A 25,099-nucleotide genomic window follows, 5' to 3' on the forward strand; every position below is an offset into this window, starting at 1 on the left:
GCGTGGTCAAACCCGGTAGAAGTCCCGGTACCAGCCAACGAAAGCGGCGACGCCGTGCTCCAGCGGGGTGCTCGGCGAAAAGTCGATCCAGCGCGTCAGTGAGTCCACATCCGCCCAGGTTTCCAGCACGTCGCCCGCCTGCAAGGGCAGGTACTCGCGCCGGGCCTTGATGCCCAGCGCGTTCTCCAGGCACTCGACGAACGCCAGCAGGCGCACCGGCTGGCCGCGGCCGATGTTGAACAGCTGGCAGGGCGGTTGCCCGGCTTCAGGCCGTGGCGGCTTCTGGCGCAGGCGCAGGATGCTTTCGACGATGTCGTCGATGTAGGTGAAGTCGCGCGCCATCTGGCCGTGGTTGTAGATCTCGATCGGCTGGCCGTCGAGCATCGCCCGGGTGAACTTGAACAGCGCCATGTCGGGGCGGCCCCACGGGCCATAGACGGTGAAGAAGCGCAGGCCGGTGATCGGCAGCTGGTACAGGTGCGCATAGCTGTGCGCCATCAGTTCGTTGGCGCGCTTGCTCGCGGCATACAGCGAAATCGGCTGCTCGACCGGGTCATCGATGCTGAACGGCTGCTTGGTATTGGCGCCGTACACCGAACTGCTGGAGGCATAGATCAGGTGACGCGGTGGGTGCTGGCGGCAGGCTTCGAGGAGGTTGAGAAAACCGGTCAGGTTGGACTGCCCATAGACCGCAGGATTGTCCAGCGAGTAGCGCACACCGGCCTGCGCCGCCAGGTGGATCACTTCGCTGAACGGCTGCCCGGCGAACAGTTGCTGCATGTCGGCGGCGTTGGAGATGTCGACCGTCTGGAAGCGGAAATTGGGGTAGGCCAGCAACTGTTGCAGGCGCGCCAGTTTGAGCTCGACGCTGTAATAGGCGTTGAGGTTGTCGATGCCCACCACTTCGATGCCCGCTTCGCACAGGTGGCGGGCCACGTGGAAACCGATGAATCCGGCCGCGCCGGTGATCAGTACGGTCATGGTTGTTTCACCTGGCCACGGCCAATGCCGTAATACGTGAGGCCGGCGGCGGCCATGTGCTCGGGTTCGAACAGGTTGCGGCCGTCGAACACCACGCGGTCAGCCAGTTGCCGTGGGACCTTGTCCAGGTTCAGCACGCGGTAGTCCTGCCACTCGGTGACGATCACCAGGGCATCGGCACCTTCCAGCGCATCGTCCTTGCACGGCACCAGCTTCAGGTCGGGGCGAGTGCCATAGTGCCGCTGGATCTCCTGCATGGCTTGCGGGTCGTGGGCCTGCACGCTGGCGCCAGCGGCCCATAGTGCTTCGAGCAGCACCAGGCTGGAGGCTTCGCGGATGTCATCGGTGTTGGGTTTGAACGATAGCCCCCACAAGGCGAAGACCTTGCCGTGCAGGCCGCCGGGGTAGTGGCGCTGGATCTTGCTGAACAGCCGGCTCTTCTGCCGCTGGTTGACCGCCTCCACCGCGCCCAGCAGTTGCGGGTCGAGGCCTTCGGCCTCGGCTGTTCTGCGCAGCGCCTGCAGGTCCTTGGGGAAGCACGAGCCGCCGAAGCCGCAGCCGGGGTAGATGAAGTCGTAGCCGATGCGCGGGTCCGAGCCGATGCCGCGGCGAACCATTTCGATGTCGGCGCCCAGGTGCTCGGCCAGGTTGGCCATTTCATTGATGAAGGAAATCTTGGTCGCCAGCATGCAGTTGGCGGCGTACTTGGTCAGCTCGGCACTGCGTGCGTCCATGACCATGACTTTTTCGTGATTGCGGCTGAACGGCTGGTACAGCTCGCGTAGCAGCTCGACCTCGGCGGGTGCGGCACCGCCGATGATGATGCGGTCCGGGCGCATGCAGTCTTCCACTGCCGAGCCTTCCTTGAGGAATTCGGGGTTGCTGATCACCTGGTAGCGTTCAGCATCGGCCACTGCCTGGCTGATTCGCGCCTTGATGCGGTCTACCGTGCCGACCGGCGAGGTGGACTTGTTGACGATGACCTTGGGGCCGTCGGCATGTTCGAGAATGCTGTCGATCACGGCGAACACATAGCGCATGTCGGCGCTGCCATCGGCTTGTGGCGGGGTGCCGACGGCGATGAACTGCAATCTGGCGTACTGCGCAGCCTCTGCGGCGTCGGTGGTGAAATGCAGGCGGCCGCAGGCCAGGTTTTTCTCCAGCAGGGGCGCAAGGCCGGGCTCGAAGATCGGGCAATGCCCCTCGCTGAGCGCCGCCACCCGCTCGGCGTTGATATCCATGCATAGCACCGAGTGCCCGACCTGGGCCAGGCATACTGCCTGGGTAAGGCCGACATAGCCGGTACCGAAAACCGTAACCTTCATTCAAAGCTCCATGGTGTGAACCTGTACGGGCAGTACCCCCTGCTTGCGCAGGTGCCGGGGATTTGGCCGCAGAGATCCTTGGCGAAAAAGCTGAAAAAAAATGTCACATTTTTGTTTAAATTTTGTTACTTGAGCCCGGATCTGAAGGCCACTTGCCCATGCACACGTTTGCTTTGCAAATGAAAGGCAAACTCAACTTCTCAGCGCACAGAAGAGCGCCTGGCGCAGGCCTGGAAGTTGAGAAGGTTTACAACCGAATGAACGTGGCGTGTTCGAAACCCGGGAAGGGTCGGCACAAGGCCTGAGCATAGCCAGCTACTTGCGAAGTGCCAGAATATGGCAGGGGTTTTTTAGGACAAGTTGCACTAAGAGATGTCAGTTGTATGACGGTGCATGCCGATAAGTTGCTTCAAGTGGTGGTGGTTCCGAGGGGCTAAACTCATAACGGATACACATTGATTCATCCCACTGACCACCGCTCCCCTCGAACCGGACTTGATCGTCGACGGTGGCCTTCTTGCAGAGGAGGGCAGGTCATGGACGAGGCAAGGCTTCACGAATTCATGGGCAAGCTGGTCGGTGACATGGGCGCTGCGGCGACGCTGGCCAATGTGATCCTCGGCGATGAACTCGGGCTGTACCGGGCCATGGCCGACAGCCTGCCGACCAGCCCCGAGGCACTGGCGGCAAAGACCGGCTGCCACCCGCGGCTGGTGCGCGAGTGGCTCAACGCCCAGGCGGCCTCTGGCTACATGGTGCATGACAAGGGCACTTTCGTACTGCCTGAAGAGCAGGCCATGGCCCTGGCCCTGGAAGACTCGCCGGCCTACATGGCTGGCGGCGCGGCGGTCATCGCGGCACTGTTCCATGACAAGGACAAGCTGGTGGCGGCCATGCGCGGCGACGGCGGGCTGGCCTGGGGTGACCACCACCCGTGCATGTTCAGTGGCACCGAACGCTTCTTCAGGCCTGGTTATCGCACCTTTCTGGTGGCGGACTGGTTACCGGCGCTTGAAGGCGTGGTGGCCAAGCTGCAGGCCGGCGCCAAGGTGGCGGATGTCGGTTGTGGCCATGGCGCTTCGACCCTGGTCCTGGCGCAGGCGTTTCCAGCGTCCAGCTTCACCGGCTACGACTATCACGCCCCCTCCATTGCCACGGCCAGCGAGCGTGCGCGCGAGGCCGGGCTGGCGCAGCGTGTGAGCTTCCAGCAGGCATCGGCCAAGGACTACCCGGGGCATGACCACGACCTGGTGTGCTTCTTCGATTGCCTGCATGACATGGGCGACCCCGTGGGCGCCGCGAAGCATGCCTACCGGGCGCTGAAGGCGGACGGCACGGTGATGCTGGTGGAGCCTTATGCCGAGGATTCGCTGGAGGGCAACCTGACGCCGGTCGGGCGGTTGTTCTATGCGGCGTCGACGTTCATCTGCACGCCCAATTCGCTGTCCCAGGAAGTGGGGCTGGGGTTGGGTGCGCAGGCCGGGGAGGCACGCTTGCGGGCGGTGTTCGAGGAGGCGGGGTTCACACGGTTCAGACGGGCGACGCAGACGCCGTTCAACTTGATCCTGGAGGCCAGGAAATAGGGGGTATATCTGCGCCGGCCTCTTCGCGGGTAAACCCGCGAAGAGGCCGGGCCTGCAAAAGCAGAAGGGGCGCCCTGTTGGCGCCCCTTCTGGTTTACTGCTTAGGCTTCAGCGTCCCACGGACGATCGCCATTTTCATCTTTCACGCGGGTCGGCAGGCCCATCACGTCCAGCGCCTTGAGGAACGGCTCGGCTGGCAGCTCCTCGACGTTGACCATGCGCTTGGCATCCCACTCGCCACGGGCGACCAGCAGGGCCGCAGCCACCGGTGGTACACCGGCGGTATAGGAAATGCCCTGGCTGTCGGTCTCGGCGTAGGCTTCTTCGTGGTCGGCCACGTTGTAGATGAACACTTCACGCGGCTGGCCGTTCTTGGTGCCCTTGACCAGGTCACCGATGCAGGTCTTGCCGGTGTAGCCCGGGGCCAGCGAGGCCGGGTCAGGCAGCACGGCCTTGACCACTTTCAGCGGTACCACTTCCAGGCCTTCGGCGGTCTTCACCGGTTGCTCGGAGAGCAGGCCGAGGTTTTTCAGCACGGTGAACACATTGATGTAGTGCTCGCCGAAGCTCATCCAGAAACGCACGTTCGGTACATTGAGGTTCTTCGAGATCGAATGAACTTCGTCGTGGCCCGTCAGGTACAGGTTCTGCGAACCTACCACTGGCAGGTCGTCGGTACGCTTGACTTCGAACATGGTGTTGCTGGTCCACTCGCTGTTCTGCCAGCTCCACACTTGACCGGTAAACTCGCGGAAGTTGATTTCCGGGTCAAAGTTGGTGGCAAAGTACTTGCCGTGCGAACCGGCATTGACGTCGAGAATGTCGATCGAATCAATGCTGTCGAAGTATTGCTGCTGCGCAAGTTTTGCGTAGCTGTTCACCACACCCGGGTCGAAACCGACGCCGAGAATGGCGGTAATGTTCTTTTGTTGGCACTCTTCGAGGTGTTTCCACTCGTAGTTGCCGTACCACGGCGGGGTCTCGCAGATCTTGCCCGGCTCTTCGTGGATGGCGGTGTCCAGGTAGGCGACACCGGTATCGATGCAGGCACGCAGCACCGACATGTTGAGGAAGGCGGAACCGACGTTGATCACGATCTGCGATTCGGTCTCGCGGATCAGTGCCTTGGTCGCCTCGACATCGAGGGCGTTGAGCGAGAAGGCCTGGATGTCGGCGGGTACCTTGAGGCTACCCTTGGCCTTGACGCTGTCGATGATGGCCTGGCATTTGGAGATGTTCCGTGACGCGATAGCGATACGACCCAGTTCGTCGTTATGCTGCGCGCACTTGTGGGCCACCACCTTGGCGACACCTCCTGCACCAATGATAAGAACGTTCTTCTTCAATTTACCTTTTGCTCCTTACTTGGATAGCCGGTCTTACGACAGGCTGGAAACGTAGTCTTCAAAGCCGAAATCGCGGACCACCTCGACGCTGCCGTCGAGCTGCTTGACCACGATCGATGGCATCTTCAGGCCGTTGAACCAGTTTTTCTTGACCATGGTATAGCCGGCGGTGTCGATGAACGACAGGCGGTCACCAATGGCCAGCGGGCGATCGAATTGGTACTCGCCGAAGATGTCACCGGCCAGGCACGACTTGCCGCAGACCATGTAGGTGTGCTCGCCGTCGTTGGGGGCCATCTTGGCGTTGAGGCGGTAGATCAGCAGATCGAGCAGGTGCGCTTCGATCGAGCTGTCGACCACGGCCAGGTGCTTGCCGTTGTAGAGGGTGTCGAGCACGGTCACTTCCAGCGAGGCGCTGTTGGTGATGGCGGCTTCGCCCGGCTCCAGGTAGACCTGCACGCCGTACTTCTCGGAGAAGGCTTTCAAGCGCGCGCAGAAGGCGTCCAGCGCATAGCCTTCGCCGGTGAAGTGGATACCGCCACCCAGGCTGACCCACTCGACCTTGTGCAGCAGGTGGCCGAAGCGTTCTTCGATGTGCGACAGCATCTTGTCGAACAGGCCGAAGTCACCGTTCTCGCAGTTGTTGTGGAACATGAAGCCGGAGATCTGCTCGATCACCTGTTCGATCTTTGCCGGGTCCCACTCGCCGAGGCGGCTGAACGGGCGGGCCGGGTCGGCCAGCAGGTAGTCGGAGCTGCTCACCTGCGGGTTGACGCGCAGGCCGCGGACCTTGCCTTCGGACTGTTCGGCGAAGCGCTGCAGCTGGCCGATCGAGTTGAAGATGATCTTGTCGCAGTTCTCGAGCATTTCCTCGATCTCGTCATCGGCCCAGGCCACGCTGTAGGCGTGGGTTTCGCCAGCGAACTTCTGGCGGCCGAGCTTGAGCTCGAACAGCGACGACGAGGTGGTGCCATCCATGTACTGCTGCATCAGGTCGAACACCGACCAGGTGGCGAAGCACTTGAGGGCGAGCAGCGCCTTGGCACCGGAGTTTTCACGCACGTAGGCGATCTTCTCCATGTTGCTCAGGAGCTTGGTTTTGTCGATGAGGTAGTACGGCGTCTTGATCATTTAAAGGCCCCCGGCCAGGCCGGCCAAAAAAAAGACCCGCATTGTGCCTTCACTCGCCGCAGATCGAAAGGGCGGATGGTGTATTTCGTCTGTGTGGGGCCAGTAATACAGGGGGAAATCAACATCCTGATGACAGGCTGACAGATGGCAAGTGTACGCCATGGCATTTTCGGCGCCTGTGAGATCGAGCGCCGCCCGCGCGGCGCATCGCAGGCAAGCCTGCTCCTACATCTGTTTCGGGCCAATCATTTCTGAGGCATCAGCGCGCGGCCCCCTGTTTGTAAGACGCGATCTCGAGCCGCGCGCCAAAGGGTGCGCGCGCCAATGGCACAAGCTTTACTGGCCCGAAACAGATGTAGGAGCAGGCTTGCCTGCGATGCGCCGCGCGGGCGGCGCCCGATCTCACAGGCGCTGAGCACCTCCCGGCGAACACCTGTCAGCCATGTCGCGGTTCATTGCGCCGCTTGATCGACTTGCTTCAGCCAGGCCTGAATCTGTTCCAGCGTGGCAGTGGCGCCGCCACAAACCACCACCAGCACATTCTGGTAACCCGCCAGCGCACCAGGTTCATAAGCCACCGCCAACGCCGCCCCACACGCCGGCTCCACCAGTACCCGATGGTCCAGCAGGAACCGCGCGCAGGCCTCCAGCGCTGCCCGATCACTGACCAGGTGGCTGTACACGGGATGCTGCCGGGTACAGGCCAGCGCCTGTTCCGCCACGCGCTTGGCGCCCAGCGAGCTGGCCACCGAGGCAATGCGTGGGAGTTCCACCGTGTGCCCGGCCTCAATGGCCGCATGCAGCGAAGCGGCCCCGGTGGTTTCCACCGCCAGCACCGGCACATCGCCCCAGCCATGGCGCTGCAAGCCTTCGACCACGCCACTGAGCAGTCCGCCGCCACCCACCGACAGCACCACGGCATCCGGCTTGAGCCCGCTTGCCGCCACTTCGTCGACCAGGCTGGCATGCCCGGCCCACAGCAGCGGGTCGTCGAACGGGTGGATGAAAGCATCGCCTTCGCCGACCAGGGTCAATGCCAGTTCGTTGGCCTCTTGCCACGAGCTGCCATGCACCACCACCTTGGCGTCTTCGAGACGCAGTAGCTCTTTGGCCCGTTCGGTGGTGGTCTGCGGCACCACCACGGTCACCGGCACCCCCAGCTTGCGCCCGGCATAGGCCACTGCCAGCCCGGCATTGCCGCCCGACGAGGAGACGAAATGGCGCGCGCCACGGGCGTGGTGCACCTCGCAGGCATGGCCGACCCCGCGCAGCTTGAACGAGCCGCAGGGCTGCAGGGCGTCGAGCTTGAGCCAGACTGAACGGCCTGCAACCAGCGACAGCGGGCGGGATTCGATCAGCGGTGTCTCGATGTGCAGGGTCATGGGTTGGCTCCTCGCAGTTGTTCCAGGTAGTTGTAAACGGTGTAGCGGGTCACCCCCAGGGCGGCGGCCGCTTTCTCCACCCCGCCCTTGACGATGAACAGGCCACGTTCCTGCATGACGCGCACGGCCTCGACCTTGGCCTGTTTGTTCATCCGGCCGTGGCCGGTGCGCTGCAGCGAGTCGTCGATGATCTCACTCATCAGGATGGCCATGTCGGCGGGCTCGCTGGCCTCGGCGGGGGATGCGCCGAGGGGTTGCAGCTGCTGGAGGAAACTCATGGCGGCGTCGAGGCCGGTGACGTCGGTGTTGACGCAGAGGCTGGCGAACGGGTGGCCGCTGCTGTCGCGGAAGATCGCCGTGGCACTGCGCAGGGTGCGGCCCTTGAGGGTGGTGGGGTAGTCGGGCAGTACCACGGGGGCAGCGCCTTGCTGATCGGCGCTGGCCTGCATCAGGGCCTTGAAGCCCTGGTCCTGCTCCGGGGCGGCGAGGATCGGGCTGCCGACCACGCGGCCGGAGAGATGGCCGTTGACGATTGCCACCACGGAGTGTTCCGGGTGATCAAGGTCGTGCAGGAGGATTTCCATGTTGCGTGCGGCAACGCTGCCCAGGGCCTGGAGGGCGGCCTTGAGGACGGTGAGGGTGAGCTGGCGTTCTTCGGCTGGGAGCATGGGAGAATCACAAAATTCAACTTATTGTGTATTTATACACATTTCGTTGAATTTTGCGATTTGCTTTTTCCAGGCCCGTTTAAGCCTTAACTCAAGGCTGGCGTACGCGGTGGAATCATCCGCCGCGAGCCGGTCGCTTCGAAGGCGGCCGCGAAGCTCAGCAGCGCATTGTCGCTGTAAGCCTTGCCGGCAAAGGTCAGCCCCACCGGCATGCCGATATCGGCCATCACGCCCATCGGCACGGTCACGGTCGGCACGCCCAGGTGGCGGATGGCCAGGTTACCGTTGGCCACCCAGATACCGTTGCTCCAGGCGATGTCGGCCGAAGCCGGGTTGACGTCGGCATCGGCCGGGCCCACATCGGCCACAGTCGGGAACAGCACGGCGTCCAGGCCCTGCGCGTCCATCCAGTCCTCGAGGTCCATCTTGCGGGTCTTCTCCAGCCCGCGCAGGCCATCGGGCAGGGTTTCGATCTGGTCCCAGGTCTTCAGGCCGCGCTTGGCCATGTTGACGTATTCGTCCATGCCGGCGGCCAGGTCGTCCTCGCGGTTGGGCAGGGTGCCCGGGTCGTGCGGGAAGATCTGCGGGCCGTCGACATCGGCCAGGCGGTTGAGCTTGGGGTCATCGTTGGCGCGCAGGAAGTCGTCGAAGGCCCAGCCCGACAGTTCCCACAGTTCGTCGTGCAGGAATTCCTTGCTGACGATGTCACGGTTGTAGACGGTTGGCGCGCCCGGGCGGTCGCCTTCGCAGTTGGACACCAGCGGGAAGTCGACTTCCAGCACTTCGGCACCGGCTGCCTCCAGTGCCTGGCGAGCCTGTTGCCAGAGGGCGATGACACTGTCGCGGGTGATGATGCGCTGGCCGGTCGGGCCGCCGATACCAGGCTTCTCGGAGGTGCCGGCTTCGGCGTCGGCATTGATGTACATGCGTGGTACGCCAAAACGCTTGCCCTTGAGCGAACTGGCATCGACGGCCAGGTCCAGGTAGCAAGCCGGGCGAACAGAAGAGGCGGCCGGGATCGGTACCCAAGGTTGCAGGCGCCACAGGTCACCGCGCTTGTCGGCATCGTCGGCAACTACCACGTCGAGGATTTCCAGCAGGTCGGCCATGGTCCGGGCGTAAGGCACCACCACGTCCATGGTCGGGGTCAGCGGCCAGTTGCCCCGTACCGAGATCACCCCGCGCGAGGGGGTGTAGGCGCACAGGCCGTTGTTCGAAGCCGGGCCGCGGCCGCTCGACCAGGTCTCCTCGGCCAGGCCGAAGGCACTGAAGCTGGCGGCGGTGGCGGTACCGGCGCCGTTCGACGAGCCGGAGGCGAACGGTGCGGTCAGGTACTGGGCGTTGTACGGGCTTTCGGCGCGGCCGTAGACGCCACGCTGCATGCCGCCATTGGCCATCGGTGGCATGTTGGTCTTGCCCAGGCACACGGCACCGGCGGCGCGCAGGCGCTCGATGGTGAAGGCGTCGCGCTGGGCGACCAGATCCTTGAATGCCGGGCTGCCGGAGGCGGCAGTCAGGCCTTTGACCAGGTAGCTGTCCTTGGCGGTGTAGGGAATGCCGTCCAGCGGGCTCAGGGCCTGGCCCTTGGCGCGACGGGCGTCGGAGGCCTCGGCTTCCTTGAGCGCTTCGGGGTTGCGTACGACCACGGCGTTCAGCGCGGTAGCGGTGTCGGCTCCATCGTAGGCGTCGATGCGCGCCAGGTAGGCCTTGACCAGCTCGACCGCCGTCGTGCGGCCCGTTTCGAGTGCGTCGCGCAGCTCGGCAATGGAAACCTCGGTTACCTCGATCATGCTTTCACCAAAATTTGTGCAGGTTGGGGCTAGTGCGAGGAGTGTACAAGAAGGGATCAGGGCTGGGAGGTTTGCGCGGGAGAAATGGTTTTTTGCAACGGGGCATTGTCGGGGCCGCACAGCGGCCCCGTCAGCCTCAATCCAGGTCGGCCGCCGAGTGCCGCTCAGGTACCTGGCTGGCTTCATCGCCCCAGGTGCGGTTGACCCGGGTGCCGCGCTGCACGGCCGGGCGCTGGGCAATGGCCTCGGCCCAGCGCTGCACATGCGGGTACTCGTCCACTGCCAGGAATTCGGCTGCGCCATACAGGTTGCCGCGCACCAGCTGGCCGTACCAGGGCCACACGGCGATATCGGCGATGCTGTATTCGTCGCCGCCGAGGTAGCGGCTGACTGCCAGGCGGCGCTCCAGCACGTCGAGTTGGCGCTTGGCTTCCATGGTGAAGCGGTTGATGGCGTACTCGAACTTTTCCGGCGCATACACGTAGAAGTGGCCGAAGCCGCCGCCCAGGTAGGGCGCGGAACCCATCTGCCAGAACAGCCAGTTCAGGCTTTCGGTGCGTGCAGCCGGGTTTTTGGGCAGGAAGGCGCCGAACTTTTCCGCCAGGTGCAGCAGGATCGAACCAGACTCGAACACCCGCACAGGTGGCTCGACGCTGCGGTCGAGCAGGGCGGGGATCTTCGAGTTGGGGTTGACCTCGACGAAACCACTGGAGAACTGGTCGCCATCACCGATGCGGATCAGCCAGGCATCGTATTCGGCGCCGCTGTGGCCCAGGGCGAGCAGTTCTTCCAGAAGGATGGTGACCTTGACGCCGTTGGGTGTGGCCAGGGAGTAAAGCTGCAGCGGGTGCTTGCCGACCGGCAGCTCCTTGTCATGGGTCGGCCCGGCAATCGGCCGGTTGATGCTGGCGAACTGGCCGCCAGACGCGGCATCGTTGCGCCAGACCTTGGGCGGGACGTAAGTGGGCTTGCTCATGCACAGGTTCTCCTTGGTAGGCGCGAAAGCGACCACGTAAAGACGTGGACCTGCATCTATGCCACGGGTTCGGAGAAAAGCGCAAATGCATCGGGCGCGAGCGTGGGCTGCATGGCGAAGCGGCGGGGGCATTCGCGGGGCGTGCCCGCGAATGCGCTGGGTCAGGCCACAGGAATGGTCGGGTCCGCCGCCGCCAGGGCCGCTGTACGGTCCGCCGTCGGTGGATAGATCCAGATCGAGTTGATCTGCGCTTTCAGCTGCTTGGCCTCGGCCTTGTCGGTCGGTGGCGACACGGTGCGCTCCCAGCCCTCGGTATACACCGCGCCCCAGGCGCCAAGGTCGAGGCAGGTCACGTACTTGGGCTGGCTATAGGTCATCGGCGCCACGCCGATCAGTTCGGCCGCCGCGTTGTTGCCGGCATAGCGGCCCAACGGAATGGCATGCTGGCACGACATCACCGCGAAGTTGCCCTGGTTGTCGCAGGCGGCGTAGGCGACATCCCCGGCCGCGTAGACCGCGTCATTGCCCTTGACCTTGAGGTTGCCGTCGACATGCAGGCGGCCTTGGCGGTCGCGCTCGCCGCTGATCTGTTCGGTCAGCGGGTTGGCCTTGAAGCCCACGGTCCAGATAACCGTAGCGGCGTCGATGCGCTGGCCGTTGTCCAGCAGCACCCCGTCGCGGTCGACCGAGGCGACAGTGGTGCCGCAGATCCACTCGATGCCCAGCGCCTCGGAGGCCTGTTCGATGGCCGGGCGGATGCCGTCACCCAGCGCGGCGCCGATCTTCGCTCCGCGGTCGACCACCACCACCCGCAGCCTGGCGTCCTCGCCGAGAATGGCGCGCAGGCGCGTCGGCAGTTCCGTCGCGGTCTCGATGCCGGTGAAGCCGCCGCCGACCACCACCACGGTGTTGCGTGCCGGGCTCTCGGGCAGGTCGACCAGGGACTTGAGGTGGGTTTCGAGGCGCGCGGCGCTGTCGATCCTGTCGACATCGAAGACGTGTTCGATACCCACCATGTCCGGGCGATTGAGCACGCTGCCGCAGGCCATGATCAGGCGGTCGTAGGGCAGGTTGCATTCGGTGCCGGATGACGTGCGGTAGCGTACGCGATGCTCGGCTTCATCGACATGGAAGGCCTTGCCGTGGACGAAGCGCACGTTCACCGCATCGAACAGTTCCTGCAGCGGAGCGGCCATGGTGTGCACTTCGGGTTCGTAGAAGCGCGGGCGCACATGCAATTCAGCCTGGGGGGCGAGCAGTGTCACCTGGACATCCCGGCGCCCGTGCAGGTCCAGTTGGCGGATGGCGCTAAGGGCGCTCCACAGGCCTGCAAAGCCGGCGCCAATGATCAGGATATTCTTCATCGTTGTGCTCCTGGGTAGTCCATGAGGAAAGACTGGTAGACAAGGTAGACCGTCATTGCGGTCAACGATGTTACGAGTGACCCGGTGTCGCACCCTAGGCCAGAGAACCCTGAATTTCGGCCAGAGGTACCGTGCGGGCAAAGCGCGCCCGGTAGTCGCGAGGGGTCACCGCCAGATGGCGCTGGAAGGCCAGGCGCATGCGCTCTTCGCTGCCGAAGCCGCACTGGCGGGCAATCTGCTCGATGTGGCCGTCACTGTTCTCCAGCCGCCGCCGCGCCGCTTCGAGGCGGAACACCTCGATGGCTTTGGCCGGGGTGCGGCCGGTTTTCTGCTTGTATACCCGGGTGAAGTTGCGCAGGCTCATGTGCGCCTGTTCGGCCAGGCGTTCGACGCTGAGCCGTGGATCGTGCAGATGTTGGTTGAGCCACAGGTGCAGCGCTTCGAACGCCCCCGTGTCCTGGCCCTGCGACTTGAGCAGTTCGCTGAACTGGGCCTGGCCACCGGGGCGCTTGAGGAACACTACCAGCTCGCGCGCCACCTGCATCGCCACGTCGCGGCCGCAGTCCAGTTCGACCAGGGCCAGGGCCATGTCGATACCCGCGCTTACGCCGGCAGAGGTCCAGACGCTGCCCTGCTGGACGAAGATCGATTCAGGGTCCACTTCCACGGCCGGAAAGTCGCGGCGCAATACCTCGCACATGGCCCAGTGAGTGGCGGCGCGCCGGCCATCGAGCAGGCCGGCGCTGGCAAGCAGGAAGGTACCACTGCAGACCGAAGCGGTGCGCCTGGCGTGGTGGCTGGCACGGCGCAACCAGGTGATCAACGGGCCGTGATCGGGGAGGCTGCGGATGATGTCGGGGGCGCCGGGCACGATCAGCGTGTCGACGGCTTGCGTCATGACATCGTCCAGGCGTTCGCTGGCTACCACCAGGCCTTCGGCCGTTTGCTGCAGGCCACCTTCCAGGCTGGCGGTGTGCAGCCGGTAGCCTGGCAGGCCGCGCTCGGCCATGGCCTTGGTCGCGGCCCAGAACACGGTCTGCGCGCCACTGAGGTCGAGCAGGCCCATCTGCGGATAGGCGACGAAGACCAGCACCCTTGGGTGGTCGACGGGGAGCAGCGGTGGGTCGAGTTGCTGGTTTGGCTCGGTCATTGTATCGGGCGTCGCCTGGTGGTGATGGCGTCCTCGGGTTCAGAATGTCGGCGGGGTGATCACCCAGATGATCACGGCGTCCACCTCGCCAGGGTTGCCATAGCGGTGTGGCTCCTGGCTGGAGAAACTGAAGCTGTCACCTTCGCCCAGCAGGAAGTGGCGTTCGCCGACCCACACCTCGAAACTGCCCGAGAGCACATAACCCGCTTCGTCACCTTCATGGCTGTAGCTCTGCTGACTGTAGGTGCCCGGCGGAAAGCGCGAGTGCAGCATCTCCAGCTGGCGGTTGGGCTGCGGGGTGAGCAGCTGGTCGACGATGCCGTCCTCGTAATGCACGCTCAGCCGGCTGTTGCGCCGCACCACGTAACCCTGGTCTTCGGGGGCGGTGGTGGCTTCGCTGGCGAAGAACCACTGGATGGTCACGCCAAGGCTGCGGGCGATGTTGAACAGCGCCGGGATCGACGGGTACGACAGGTTGCGCTCCAGCTGGCTGATGTAGCCGGCGGTCAGCTCGCTGTGCGCTGCCAGCTCCGCCAGGGTCATGCCGCGGCGCTTGCGCAGGCCGCGGATGCGGCCACCGAGGAACTGCGGCGCGCTGCCGCCGTCTTCAGCGGCGGGCGGGAACTGGGGTTGCTGGCTCATGCGCTTCGGTCCATCGGGAAAGCCGCAGTATGGACAGGCTCAGAGCGCCCAGGCAACTGTCAGGCCTTCATGGATCGCCTCCTCGACCGTGCGTGGGGCCAGGCAGTCGCCGATGCGTCGCACCTCCACCAGGCCTGCCAGTTCTGCTGCCAAGGTGTCCTGAGGTTGGTGGCCGAGGCACAGCACCAAGGTGTCGATACCTTCGAAGATCATCGGCTCGCCGCTGGCGGTGTGTTGCAGGTAGACGGTGTTGTCGTCGCAGCCGTACAGGCGGGCATAAGGCGTGATCGGGATGCCCAGGCGGTGCAGCTCGCCCGCCAGCTGGTCGCGTACGTAAAGCGGCAGGGTTTCGCCGCAGTGGGTGCCGTTCACCGCCAGTTGCACCTGGTGACCGTCGCGGACCAGCCGCTCGGCGATGCCGGGGCCGATCCAGTCGCAGCGCCAGTCGATCACCATCACCGAGCGGCCGAGGGTGACTTCATTGCGCAGGACCTGCCAGGCATCCACCACCTGCAGCTCGCCGCTGCGTTCGAACGATGGCCAATAGGGCGTGGCGCCGGTGGCGGCAATGACCAGGTCGGGGTGCTCACGTTCGACCAGCGCGCGGTCAACTCGCGTATTACGTACTACGCGTACGCCGGCCAGTTCCATCTCCCGCTGCAGATTGGTGCTGGCACCGCCGAATTCGCTGCGTCGGGGCAGCAATTGCGCGAGCTGTATCTGGCCGCCGAGTTGTGTACTGGCTTCGTACAGCGTGACGTCATGCCCACGGGCTGCGGCAACGGCCGCAGCCTTCATGCCGGCGGGGCCGCCACCTGCCACCAGAATGCGTTTGCGCGCGGTAGCGGGGGCCGGGGTTTCGTACTGCAGCTCGCGACCGGTTTCCGGGTGCTGGATACAGGAGATCGGCAGCCCCCGGTGGAAGTGGCCGATGCAGGCCTGGTTGCAGGCAATGCACGCGCGCACGTCCTCGACCTGGCCGCGCTCGGTTTTGGCCGGCATCTGCGGGTCGCAGATCAGTGCGCGGGTCATGCCACACACGTCGGCCTGGCCACGCGCCAGGATCAGTTCGGCTTCCTGCGGCTGGTTGATGCGCCCGGTGACGAATAACGGGATATCCAGGTGTTGCTTGAAGGTGCCGGCCTCGCGTGCCAGGTAGGCTGGGGCGATGGCCATGGGCGGCACGATATGCACGGCGCCACCCAGCGACGCCGAGGTGCCGGCGACGATGTGCAGATAGTCGACCTGGTCTTGCAGGGCCTGGGCGGCGGCGAGCGATTCGTCTTCGCTCAGGCCCTCGCTGTCGCGCTCGTCGGCGCTGATGCGCAGGCCGACGATGAACTGCTCGTCAGTGGCCGCCCTGACCGCTGCCAGCACTTCGCGCAGAAAGCGCAGGCGCTGCTCCAGTTCGCCGTTGTAGCCGTCGGTGCGCTGGTTGACTCGCGGATTGAGAAATTGCGCCGGCAGGTAGCCATGGCTGGCCACCACTTCGACACCGTCCAGGCCGGCCTGGTGCAGGCGCCGGGCGGCACTGGCGTAGCCCTGGACGATCTCGTCGATCATCGCCTGGTCCAGCGCGCGCGGCATGACCCGGAAGCGCTCGTTGGGCACCGACGAGGCCGAGTAGGCCACCGCCAGCAGACCGTCCGCCGACTCCATGATCTCCCGCCCCGGGTGAAACAGTTGCGACAGCACCACCGTGCCGTGGGCGTGGCAGGCCTCGGCCAGGCGCCGGTAGCCGTCGATGCAGGCGTCGTCGGTGGCCATCAGCACGTGCGAGGTGTAGCGGGCACTGTCATGCACCCCGGCCACCTGCAGCACGATCAGGCCGACACCGCCCGCGGCACGGGCGCGCTGGTAGGCGATGAGCTTGTCGTTGACCAGGTTGTCGGTGGGCAGGCAGGTGTCGTGGCCGGTCGACATGATGCGGTTCTTCAGGCGTTTGCCGCGGATCTGCAGGGGCTCGAACAGGTGGGCGAAGGCGGTCGTCATGCGGGCAGCTCCGGTGCGGTGTTGTTCTTGTTTTTCTCATGAAAGTGTAGCTGCAGTAAAAAATCAAACATTTTTTTTACTTAAGGGGAGCTGTGTTAGGGCGTCATGGTTGTCGAGTAGAGGCTGACGAGTGCCCGCCTTCGCCCATCTAGCGCCTGTGAAATCGAGCGCCGCCCGCGCGGCGCATCGCAGGCAAGCCTGCTCCTACATCTGTTTCGGGCCAATTGCTCCTGAGGCATTAGCGCGCGGCCCCTTGTTTGTACGACGCAATATCGAGCCATGCACCAAGGGGTACGCGCGCCTCTGCCACAGGACTGACTGGCCCGAAACAGATGTAGGAGCAGGCTTGCCTGCGATGCGCCGCGCGGGCGGCGCTCGATTTCACAGGCGCTAGATGGGCGAAGGCGGGCACTTGTCAGCCCTACCTCGCTTAACTGACATTTATCGGCTGACTTCCAGCCCAACCGGTCCTGCTCAGCGCGCCTGCGGCACGATCATGTGCTCGGGTGCCTCGGCGGCACGTCGGCGTGCCACGCAGTAATACAGCACGCTGGGTACCACCAGCCCGATCAGCCACGACACATCCACACCACCCAGGTGCGCAACCATGGGGCCGGTATACAGCTTGGTGTCGATGAAAGGCATCTGCACCAGTACGCCGAAGGTGTAGACGCTGATGCCAGGCCAGTTCCAGCGGCCATAGCGGCCCTCCGGGTCGGCCAAGGCCGGGATGTCGTAGCGCTCTTTGGTGATGAAGTAGTAGTCCACCAGGTTGACCGCGCTCCAGGGCACGAAGAAGGTCAGCAGGAACAGGATGAACGACTTGAACGCATTGAGGAACGAGTGCTGGCCGAGCAGGGCGACCAGGGTGGCAGCACCGACGATCACCAGCACGAACACCAGGCGTTGCACGCGGCTGATCGCCAGGTGGCCACGGAAGCCACTGATGATGGTGGCGATGCACATGAAGCTGCCATAGGAGTTCAGCGTCGAGATGGTCACCTTGCCGAAGGCGATGCTGAAGTACAGCAGCGCCGCGGTGGTACCGGCGCCGCCGAGGCCCACGATGTAGGCCACTTCACGCCCGCTGAACTGCCCGCCGGCAATTGCCGCGGCGAACACGCCGAGAATCATCGACGCCTGCGCGCCGACGACCGAACCCAGGCCCGCGGCGAGGAAGGTCTTCACCGGTGATGTGCTGCTCGGCAGGTAGCGCGAGTAATCCGCCACGTAAGGGCCGAAGGCGATCTGCCAGGAGGCGGCCAGCGACACGGCGAGCAGGAAGGTGGCCCAGCTGAAGTGGCGGTTTTCCAGCAGCTGGCCGATGTCGGCAAGCATCAGGATGCGGCTGAACAGGTAGACGAAGGCAATGATGCCCAGCACGCTGGCGATCCGGCCGATCCAGTGGATCACCCGGTAGCCGGCCAGGGTGGCAAGCACGATCACCGAGGCGAAGATGAGGATGCCGGTGCTGTCGCTGACGCTCAGCAACTGGCCGATGGCCTGCCCGGACAGCACCGTGCCGGTGGCGGTGAAGCCCAGGTACATCAGGCACACCAGCACCATCGGGATGGCCGCGCCATACACACCGAACTGCACGCGGCTGGAGATCATCTGCGGCAGGCCCAGGCGCGGGCCCTGGGCCGCATGCAGGGCCATGACCGCGCCACCGATCAACTGGCCCAGCAGCAGGCCGATCAGCGACCAGAACACGTCGCCGCCGAGCACCACGGCCAGGGCGCCGGTGACGATGGCGGTAATTTGCAGGTTGGCGCCGAGCCAGAGGGTGAACTGGCTGTACAGCTTGCCATGGCGCTCGGCTTCGGGAATGTAGTCGATAGAGCGCCGTTCGAGCACGGATTTGCGGGACATTGAGGGCTCCACTTGATTGTTCTTGTGTCAGGGAGGGGGCCATCGCCGGCACGCTGCGCGGATGGCTTCTACCTGATGTGAGCATGTCTATACAAGTAAGGTCAAGTGAAGCTTGCAGGCCGTAACAGACAATCTGTTGCGCAAGGGTTGGCTACAACTGTGCTGGTCCCTGGCCGGAAATTGGCCGTATGCTGTTACGAAATATGTCTAGAAAGCCTGAAGAAGGAAGCTGCAATGCCGCTCAAGGACCTGCTGATCGCCCTGGTGGTGATTGTCGCCTGGGGAGTCAATTTCGTGGTCATCAAGGTCGGCCTCGATGGCTTGCCGCCGATGCTGCTGGGTGCGTTGCGCTTTCTGCTGGTGGCGTTTCCGGCGGTGCTCCTGGTCAAGCGGCCAAAGCTGCCGTGGCGCTGGCTGATCGCGTATGGCGCGACCATCTCCCTGGGCCAGTTCGCCTTCCTCTTTCAGGCCATGTACAGCGGCATGCCACCGGGCCTGGCTTCGCTCGTGCTGCAGTCGCAAGCGTTCTTCACCCTCGGCTTTGCCGCGCTGTTTTTGGGGGAGCGGCTGCGCCTGGCCAGTGTGCTGGGGCTGGTGGTGGCTGCCAGCGGCCTGGCGCTGATCGGCAGTGAAGACAGCGGCCATGTGCCGCTGGTTGCCTTGCTGCTGACCTTGTGTGGCGGGGCCATGTGGGGCATGGGCAACATCATCACCCGCCGCTTTGGCTCGGTGGACCTGGTGGCGCTGGTGATCTGGGGCGGGTTGATTCCGCCGCTGCCGTTCCTGGCCTTGTCGTGGTGGCTGGAAGGGCCGGAGCGGATCGGCCATGCGCTGGCCAATATCGGCTGGAGCTCGGTGCTGGCGCTGGCGTACCTGGCATTTGTCGCCACCATGATCGGTTACAGCCTGTGGAGCAAACTGCTGTCGCGCCACCCGGCCGGCAAGGTGGCGCCGTTCTCGCTGCTGGTACCGGTGATCGGCCTGAGTTCGTCGGCGTGGTTGCTGGATGAACGGTTGACGGCGGTGCAGGGCTGGGGCGCGTTGCTGGTGATGCTCGGCCTGCTGGTCAATGTGTTCGGGCCGAAACTGGGCCAGCGCCTGCGGGCGGCGAGCGCGCAGTAACAGAAGCGGTCGGCGCATTTGTTAGACTTGGCCTTTTTTGCAAGGCCAAGGAGCGCAACATGATCATCTCCACCACCAGCCAGCTCGAAGGCCGCCCCATCGCCGAGTACCTTGGCGTGGTCAGCTCCGAATCGGTGCAGGGCATCAACTTCGTGCGCGATTTCTTCACACGTTTTCGCGACGTCTTCGGTGGCCGTTCGCAAACCCTGGAAAGCGCCTTGCGCGAGGCCCGCGAGCAGGCCACCGAGGAACTCATTGCCCGGGCACGGCAGTTGCAAGCCGACGCTGTGGTAGGCGTGGACTTCGAGATCAGCATGCCGTCGGTGCAAGGCGGCATGGTCGTGGTGTTCGCCACCGGTACTGCCGTGCGGCTGAAGTAGCTAAATGCCACTGGTCGGGTCTGCAGGCTTCGGCCGGGCAGTCCGCTTGTGACCGGCTAGTCTCACAGGCACAGGTCGCGTTTTTCAGGTCAGCCCATTGCTGGCCGACGCGGGCGCCACGGAATGGAGACAGGCATGAGCGACACCTTTTTCGAAGACACGAACGATGCATTCCCGATCAACAGCCAGGTACGTTGCGGTCAGTCGGCGTTCAATCTGGGCTTCGCCCACATGACCCTGGACGACTCGGAAAACCTCAAACCTGCCCATCTCCAGCGCAGCAAGAAGGGCCGTTTCACGCCACGGGTGCCAGCCAGGAAGTAAGCCTCGAAAAAGTGAAGCTGCTCACACAACCCCGCCCGATGGCGGGGTTTTTGTTCATGTTGCTTGATCCTGCTCATGGTAACTGCGGGTAGCCCTCGCGGTGGCTACGCAGTTGTGGTCTTCTGGCGCCGCATTCAGGAAAGTGAGGATTGATCTTCCATGCGAGTCAGGGACGAGACCTATTGGCAGTGGGCCGACGCACAGTTGCATAGCCGCTGCCACGACGAAGTACTCAGCGACGGCACTTCGCTGGACATCCAGGTGCGCTTGTCGCGGCTCGGCGCCACGCAGCTCTTCCTCGGGCTGTATGGCCAGGACGGCAGGGCGTTGCTGGAGGAGTACTACCCGGCGCGGCCCGGCGAAACCATGACCCGCGCGCTGGTGTGGGGCGTGGACCGGGCTCGGGCGCTGGCCACCGGCGCGTTGCCGTTGCCGGTGGTGCAGCGGCGCCTTCAGGCCTGAGGGTGGCGGGCGCTGGCGGCCTGGACGATGCGCTGGGCTGGCACCGCAAGCTGGCGCAGCAGGTAGTCGGCGAACGCCGGCTCCCAGGGCTGCAAGGCAATCGCGTCGCGCATGCAGGTCAGCCAGATCGTCGCGTGTTGCGCGTCGATTGGCCATTGCGCATGGAATGACGGAATACCGATCGAGCCATAGCGTTCGGCGTACAGCCGTGGCCCGCCCAGCCAACCACTGAGAAAGCATGCCAGCTTGTCGCGCGAGCCGGCGAGGTCGGCCGGGTGCATCTGCCGCACCGGGGCGGCTGCCGGGTCCTGGTCCATCAGCCGATAGAAGTCGTCGACCAGTCGGCGCAGGCCGTCGATGCCGCCGGCGGCCTGGTAGGAAGCATCGCCAGTGCCAAATGCAGGGATTGTCATGTTGGGCTCCAATCTCGAGCCGGCATTCTAGCAGGCATGAAAAAGCCCGGCCTATGCGGGCCGGGCTCCATAAGTGGTGGCGAACCCTCAGTTCAGCGGTTCGATCACCTTGACTGCCTGCCGCTCACGGGCGGCGGGCCATTCTTGTTGCAGGGTCTGCAGCACGCGGCCGACGAACTCGGTATCGGCGGCGGCCTTCTTGCCGACGTAGCCCTGGCCACGGCGGTAGACCTTGAAGCGGGCGCGCATGCTGGGCAGGTGCGCTTCGAATTCATCTTCGACCGTGTTCGGCGGCAGGCGGTCGATGCGCACCTCGCCGGTCTGGCTGACCCACAGCAGGTGGTCGTCAAGGCTGTCCTTGCGTACCGCGAACAGCTGGGCCAATTGGTCGATAGTCGGATTGTTGTTCAAGTTCATCATAAAGCCCCCATCACCTATTTGTTGTTGATTGTCACAGTTGGCGCCACAGGTTGTAGCGCACTACCAAGGCTGCTACAGCAGCATCGCAACAGGGGCTTTCTCACGCTGCCTTTTGGACAGATTCCCTCTCCACGGACGGCCTGCGTTACCGCGCAAGCCGTCTGGAACACCCTTGCCACCGCTCCCGATCAGGGAGACGGCTTCATCATGCACAAGGCTGATGAGCGGCGTCAATGCCTTTGTAGTGAATATTTTTTGGCACTACATTTTTGTCATATTGTCTGGCAATCCACTCGGCGGTGACTCAGCGGTCGAGACTGGAAAGGATCTGGAAGGCCGCGCGCACACGGGCTTCGTTGGGGTAATTGCGGTTGGCGAGCAGGACAATCGCCTTGCCTTCGGACGGGATGAAGGCGGCGTAGGCACCGAAACCGCTGGTGGACCCGGTCTTGTTGTACCAGGCTGCGGGCAGGGCCGGGAGTGCCGGTTTCAGGCGCTGGGTGGCCTGGGGTTCACGAATCAGGCGCGGGCTGTTGCCATCGACCAGTGTCTCCAGCGCGACCGGGTAAGGGTAGCGTTCCCAGCCCAGGCCCTGGGTCATGGCGCCGACCTTGAAGTAACCGGCCTGGGTGATGGCGGTGGCTTTGCGCAGTGTCGGTGGCAATTCGCCAGGTTGCATGTGCAGGCGCACATAGCGCAGCAGGTCGCTGGCGCTGGTCTTGATGCCGTAGGCTTCGTCGGCGTAGGCGCCTGGGCTGACGCGCACCGGGTGATTCTGCGCGTCATAGCCCTGCGCATACAACGCCTGTGCAGCCTGCGGCACTTGCAGGTAAGTGTGCTGCAGGCCCATCTGCGGTAACAGGTGCTCGGTCATGACGGCAGCGAATGGCTTGTGTTGTGCCCGTGCCGCGAGGTCGCCGAACAGGCCCAGGCTCGGGTTGGAGTAGCAGCGCTGGGTGCCATGTTCGGTGCGCGGCTTCCAGTTGCGGAAGAACGCCAGCGTCTGCTCCGGCGTCTGTACTTCATCGGGGAACTGCAACGGCAGGCAATCAGCGCTGTAGGCGCCGAACTCCAGCACGCTGGCCTCGCCCAGGGGCGAGCCGGCAAGCGCGGACTGGTAGCGCCGGGCAGGGGCCTCCAGGTCGAGTTTGCCTTCGGCGCTGGCCAGGGCGGCGAGGGTGGCGGTGTAGGTTTTGCTCAGCGAGCCGATTTCGAACAGGGTGTCGGCGGTGACCGCGCTGCCGTCGGCCTTGCTGGCCACGCCATAACTGAAGTAGTGAGCCTGGCCGTTGGCGTAGACCGCCACGGCCATGCCGGCGATGTCCTGTTCTTTCATCAGGGGCCGGATGACCTCGTCCACCTGGGCTTGCAACGGCTCGGCAGCATGCGCGGAGGCTAAGCCGAACAGGATGAACAATGGCACTAGGCGTACAAGTGGCATGCAAAGGTCCTTTTTTGGGGGGAGGGCGTCGTGGGTGTGTCCGTTGAGCGACACCGATGGGGGTTCCGGCGTTAGCGGGAAAAAAACCGAGACCTTATCGTCTGGCCTTGCACAACGACAAGATGGAAACTGTTATGAAGTATTTGCGCATGTTGTTCGACAACTTCACCCTGTGCCTGCTCGGGGTGGTGCTGATCGCCACCGTGCTGCCTTGCTCGGGCGACGGCGCGGTGTATTTCGGCTGGCTGACCAACCTGGCGATCGGCCTGCTGTTCTTCCTGCACGGCGCCAAGCTGTCGCGTGAGGCAATCATCGCCGGTGCTGGCCATTGGCGCCTGCACCTGCTGGTGTTCTCCTGCACCTTCGTGATGTTCCCGCTGCTGGGCCTGGCGTTCAAGCCGCTGTTCGTGCCGCTGGTGGGCAACGAACTGTACCTCGGCGTGCTGTACCTGTGCGCGCTGCCTGCTACGGTGCAGTCGGCCATCGCCTTCACCTCGCTGGCCCGCGGCAATGTGCCGGCAGCCATCTGCAGCGCGGCGGCTTCCAGCCTGATCGGGATCTTCCTGACCCCGCTGCTGGTGGTGATGCTGCTGGGCGCCAGTGGTGATACCGGTTCGGGTCTGGACGCCGTATTGAAGATCACCCTGCAGTTGCTGGTGCCGTTCGTGGCCGGGCAGGTCGCACGCCGCTGGATCGGTGCCTGGGTCAAGAAAAATGCCCGCTGGCTGAAGATGGTGGACCAGGGTTCGATCCTGCTGGTGGTGTACACCGCGTTCAGCGAGGCCGTGGTTACCGGCCTGTGGCACACCGTATCGCCGCAGCACCTGGCTGGGCTGTTCGCCGTCTGCGGCATCCTGCTGGCGGTGGTGCTGTTCGCTACGCGCTTGCTGGGCAAGGTGCTGGGCTTCAGTCTGGAAGATCGCATCACCATCCTGTTCGCCGGCTCCAAGAAGAGCCTGGCCACCGGGGTGCCGATGGCCCAGGTACTGTTCGTGGGGAGCGGCATCGGTGCAATGATTCTGCCTTTGATGCTGTTCCACCAGATCCAGTTGATGGTGTGTGCGGTGCTGGCGCAGCGTTATGCCAGCCGCGAGCAGGTGGGTGAGGGGGCTACCGCTTCTTCCTGACAGGGGTATGTTTACGGTGCAGGCTATCGAGCCTGCCCGGAACTGCGCTCACGCAATGCCTTCCCCACCTCGGCCTCGATCTTGTAGGCCGGCCCTTCCAGCTCTTCGTAGTTGCGTGTATAGCGCCGGGCAAACTCATTCACCCCCAGTTGCTGATACTGCTGCACATGCTTCAGCTCATGGGCCCACAACGCCACGTTGTCCTCGGCATCGCTGGCGTGGCGGAAGATGATGGTGTCGATCAGCGTCACCGCGTTCACGTCCGGGTTCTGCAGCATGGCGTTGGCCGCCGTGACCTGCTGCTCGTCACCGACCCGGTAGCGCGCGGCATCGAGCACGGCAAAGTCGTACCAGGGCTCCAGTTGCGCGCGGATGTGCAAGGGGATCGGTTGACTGCCGCTGGCAGTGGCCTCGTCGCGAGCCTGTTGCAAGGCAAACGCCAGGCTGCCCGATGCCACGGTCTCGACATCCTTGAGCACCTGCCCGGCCTGGCCGGGGTCGATCGGCGCGCAGAAACAGCCCATCAGGCACACCTGATACTGCCCAGGCGGGCAGGCCTGTTCGGCCAGGGCAGGCGCTGCCAGCAGCAGCCCCAACAGCAGGTTAATCCGCTTCATTCAATGCCCTGTCGACAAAGCCTTTACTGGCATCGAGCAACTGCAGTTGCACCGCTTCACTGGCCAGCATGCGCCCGACCACCAGTGCGCCGACGCACTGACTGATCAGCACCCAGGCCAGCGCCGGGTCTTGCAGGGTTTCGCTCCACGCGGCATGCAGGCTCACCAGCCAGTGCTCGGCCTCTTCGCGCACAGGTTGTTCGGCGCGGGCGATTTCCACCCCCAGGGGCGGCAGCGGGCAGCCGCCTTCGGCATTGTGCAGGTGTGCCAGGCTCAGGTACTGCTGCAGGCAGCGGGCCAGGCGTTCGCGGCTGGCACCCTGGTTGGCCAGGCGGGCCAGCGGGCTGTTGCACAGTTCCTGGCGGACCACTTCGGTGAACAGGTCGTCCTTGGACGGGAAGTGGTTGTAGAAGGCGCCGCCGGTCAGGCCGATGGCTTTCATCAATCCGGCCACGCCGGTACTGGAGAACCCGCCGCGCTTGGCCAGCGCGCCGCTGCTGGCCAGCAGCCTGTCGCGGGTCTGCTGCTTGTGTTCGGTGGAGTAGCGCATGCACGACCTCTTCGCGCTGCTTGACGATGGGGGCGATCATA

General features: G+C 64.3%; 24 protein-coding genes. 6 read left to right on the plus strand and 18 right to left on the minus strand.

All coding sequences use genetic code 11. The features are described from left to right. Positions 1-6: 6 nt before the first annotated feature. Together ACIPZ8_RS03240 and ACIPZ8_RS03245 are read right to left on the minus strand one after the other, a co-directional pair. A complete protein-coding gene (locus ACIPZ8_RS03240; protein ID WP_400719562.1) occupies positions 7-981 on the minus strand; it encodes an NAD-dependent epimerase in 975 nt (324 codons plus the stop codon). Beyond that, the gene (locus ACIPZ8_RS03245) at positions 978-2,306 is read right to left on the minus strand and encodes a UDP-glucose dehydrogenase family protein (RefSeq protein ID WP_400719564.1); all 1,329 of its coding nucleotides are present in this window, start codon (positions 2,304-2,306) and stop codon (positions 978-980) included. Before ACIPZ8_RS03245 ends, ACIPZ8_RS03240 begins: the two co-directional genes overlap by 4 nt. Positions 2,307-2,842: 536 nt before the next feature. Between ACIPZ8_RS03245 and ACIPZ8_RS03250 the strand changes: the two genes are divergently transcribed. Further along, the gene (locus tag ACIPZ8_RS03250; protein ID WP_400719566.1) at positions 2,843-3,889 is read left to right on the plus strand and encodes a class I SAM-dependent methyltransferase; all 1,047 of its coding nucleotides are present in this window, start codon (positions 2,843-2,845) and stop codon (positions 3,887-3,889) included. Positions 3,890-3,990: 101 nt separating this feature from the next. On the opposite strand, the gene ACIPZ8_RS03255 is transcribed toward ACIPZ8_RS03250, so the two are convergent. The 11 genes from ACIPZ8_RS03255 to ACIPZ8_RS03305 all read right to left on the minus strand — a co-directional run bounded on the left by ACIPZ8_RS03255 (position 3,991) and on the right by ACIPZ8_RS03305 (position 18,202). Beyond that, on the minus strand, positions 3,991-5,235 hold the full coding sequence (locus ACIPZ8_RS03255) for a saccharopine dehydrogenase family protein (RefSeq protein ID WP_400719568.1): 1,245 nt from the start codon (positions 5,233-5,235) through the stop codon (positions 3,991-3,993). 33 nt (positions 5,236-5,268) lie between these two features. Next, positions 5,269-6,366 (minus strand): carboxynorspermidine decarboxylase, encoded by a 1,098-nt coding sequence (locus ACIPZ8_RS03260; protein WP_085676983.1) that lies wholly within the window; start codon positions 6,364-6,366, stop codon positions 5,269-5,271. Between the two features lie 452 nt (positions 6,367-6,818). Continuing rightward, positions 6,819-7,748, minus strand: coding sequence for a pyridoxal-phosphate dependent enzyme (locus tag ACIPZ8_RS03265; protein ID WP_400719570.1), 930 nt, complete (start codon positions 7,746-7,748; stop codon positions 6,819-6,821). Beyond that, positions 7,745-8,416 (minus strand): transcriptional regulator, encoded by a 672-nt coding sequence (locus ACIPZ8_RS03270; protein ID WP_400719571.1) that lies wholly within the window; start codon positions 8,414-8,416, stop codon positions 7,745-7,747. Before ACIPZ8_RS03270 ends, ACIPZ8_RS03265 begins: the two co-directional genes overlap by 4 nt. 86 nt (positions 8,417-8,502) lie before the next feature. After that, positions 8,503-10,206: an amidase gene (locus ACIPZ8_RS03275; protein ID WP_400719573.1), complete on the minus strand. Its 1,704-nt coding sequence runs from the start codon at positions 10,204-10,206 to the stop codon at positions 8,503-8,505. A 136-nt stretch (positions 10,207-10,342) separates the two neighbouring features. Continuing rightward, positions 10,343-11,182: a glutathione-dependent disulfide-bond oxidoreductase gene (gene yghU, locus ACIPZ8_RS03280; protein ID WP_400719575.1), complete on the minus strand. Its 840-nt coding sequence runs from the start codon at positions 11,180-11,182 to the stop codon at positions 10,343-10,345. A gap of 161 nt (positions 11,183-11,343) precedes the next feature. Beyond that, entirely contained in the window at positions 11,344-12,546 is a 1,203-nt protein-coding gene (locus ACIPZ8_RS03285; RefSeq protein WP_400719576.1) for an NAD(P)/FAD-dependent oxidoreductase, read from the minus strand. Between the two features lie 94 nt (positions 12,547-12,640). Beyond that, positions 12,641-13,696, minus strand: coding sequence for a GlxA family transcriptional regulator (locus tag ACIPZ8_RS03290; protein WP_400719578.1), 1,056 nt, complete (start codon positions 13,694-13,696; stop codon positions 12,641-12,643). Between the two features lie 39 nt (positions 13,697-13,735). After that, complete coding sequence (locus ACIPZ8_RS03295) at positions 13,736-14,338, minus strand: helix-turn-helix domain-containing protein (protein WP_054887346.1); 603 nt, start codon at positions 14,336-14,338, stop codon at positions 13,736-13,738. Between the two features lie 39 nt (positions 14,339-14,377). Continuing rightward, on the minus strand, positions 14,378-16,330 hold the full coding sequence (locus ACIPZ8_RS03300) for an FAD-dependent oxidoreductase (protein ID WP_400719580.1): 1,953 nt from the start codon (positions 16,328-16,330) through the stop codon (positions 14,378-14,380). A 474-nt stretch (positions 16,331-16,804) separates the two neighbouring features. Beyond that, on the minus strand, positions 16,805-18,202 hold the full coding sequence (locus ACIPZ8_RS03305) for a purine-cytosine permease family protein (RefSeq protein ID WP_400719582.1): 1,398 nt from the start codon (positions 18,200-18,202) through the stop codon (positions 16,805-16,807). Between the two features lie 234 nt (positions 18,203-18,436). On the opposite strand from ACIPZ8_RS03305, the gene ACIPZ8_RS03310 reads away from it, so the two are divergent. From ACIPZ8_RS03310 to ACIPZ8_RS03325, 4 genes are all read left to right on the plus strand, one after another. Continuing rightward, a complete protein-coding gene (locus tag ACIPZ8_RS03310; RefSeq protein WP_400719584.1) occupies positions 18,437-19,324 on the plus strand; it encodes an EamA family transporter in 888 nt (295 codons plus the stop codon). A gap of 59 nt (positions 19,325-19,383) precedes the next feature. Beyond that, entirely contained in the window at positions 19,384-19,704 is a 321-nt protein-coding gene (locus ACIPZ8_RS03315; protein ID WP_400719586.1) for a YbjQ family protein, read from the plus strand. A gap of 135 nt (positions 19,705-19,839) precedes the next feature. Continuing rightward, positions 19,840-20,028: a hypothetical protein gene (locus tag ACIPZ8_RS03320; RefSeq protein WP_400719588.1), complete on the plus strand. Its 189-nt coding sequence runs from the start codon at positions 19,840-19,842 to the stop codon at positions 20,026-20,028. Positions 20,029-20,187: 159 nt separating this feature from the next. Continuing rightward, positions 20,188-20,490, plus strand: coding sequence for a hypothetical protein (locus ACIPZ8_RS03325; protein ID WP_400719590.1), 303 nt, complete (start codon positions 20,188-20,190; stop codon positions 20,488-20,490). Here ACIPZ8_RS03325 and ACIPZ8_RS03330 read toward each other — a convergent pair. The 3 genes from ACIPZ8_RS03330 to ampC form a co-directional block, all read right to left on the minus strand. Beyond that, positions 20,481-20,903: a group II truncated hemoglobin gene (locus ACIPZ8_RS03330; protein ID WP_400719592.1), complete on the minus strand. Its 423-nt coding sequence runs from the start codon at positions 20,901-20,903 to the stop codon at positions 20,481-20,483. The two genes, ACIPZ8_RS03325 and ACIPZ8_RS03330, sit on opposite strands and share 10 nt — an antisense overlap. 87 nt (positions 20,904-20,990) lie before the next feature. Next, a complete protein-coding gene (locus ACIPZ8_RS03335; RefSeq protein WP_027916800.1) occupies positions 20,991-21,323 on the minus strand; it encodes a hypothetical protein in 333 nt (110 codons plus the stop codon). A 304-nt stretch (positions 21,324-21,627) separates the two neighbouring features. Then, entirely contained in the window at positions 21,628-22,764 is a 1,137-nt protein-coding gene (gene ampC / locus ACIPZ8_RS03340; RefSeq protein ID WP_400719594.1) for a class C beta-lactamase, read from the minus strand. Positions 22,765-22,886: 122 nt separating this feature from the next. Here ampC and ACIPZ8_RS03345 point away from each other — a divergent pair, with 122 nt between their 5' ends. Continuing rightward, positions 22,887-23,891 carry a bile acid:sodium symporter family protein gene (locus tag ACIPZ8_RS03345; protein WP_159410084.1) on the plus strand — a complete coding sequence of 335 codons (1,005 nt, stop codon included), beginning with the start codon at positions 22,887-22,889 and terminating at the stop codon, positions 23,889-23,891. A 23-nt stretch (positions 23,892-23,914) separates the two neighbouring features. On the opposite strand, the gene ACIPZ8_RS03350 is transcribed toward ACIPZ8_RS03345, so the two are convergent. Together ACIPZ8_RS03350 and ACIPZ8_RS03355 are read right to left on the minus strand one after the other, a co-directional pair. Then, positions 23,915-24,508: a DUF4157 domain-containing protein gene (locus ACIPZ8_RS03350; RefSeq protein WP_085676968.1), complete on the minus strand. Its 594-nt coding sequence runs from the start codon at positions 24,506-24,508 to the stop codon at positions 23,915-23,917. Further along, on the minus strand, positions 24,495-25,058 hold the full coding sequence (locus tag ACIPZ8_RS03355) for a TetR/AcrR family transcriptional regulator (RefSeq protein ID WP_400719596.1): 564 nt from the start codon (positions 25,056-25,058) through the stop codon (positions 24,495-24,497). Before ACIPZ8_RS03355 ends, ACIPZ8_RS03350 begins: the two co-directional genes overlap by 14 nt. Positions 25,059-25,099 lie beyond the last annotated feature (41 nt).

Source organism: Pseudomonas sp. NPDC089422, from assembly GCF_044749405.1.
In the GTDB taxonomy this organism is placed as follows: Bacteria; Pseudomonadota; Gammaproteobacteria; order Pseudomonadales; family Pseudomonadaceae; genus Aquipseudomonas.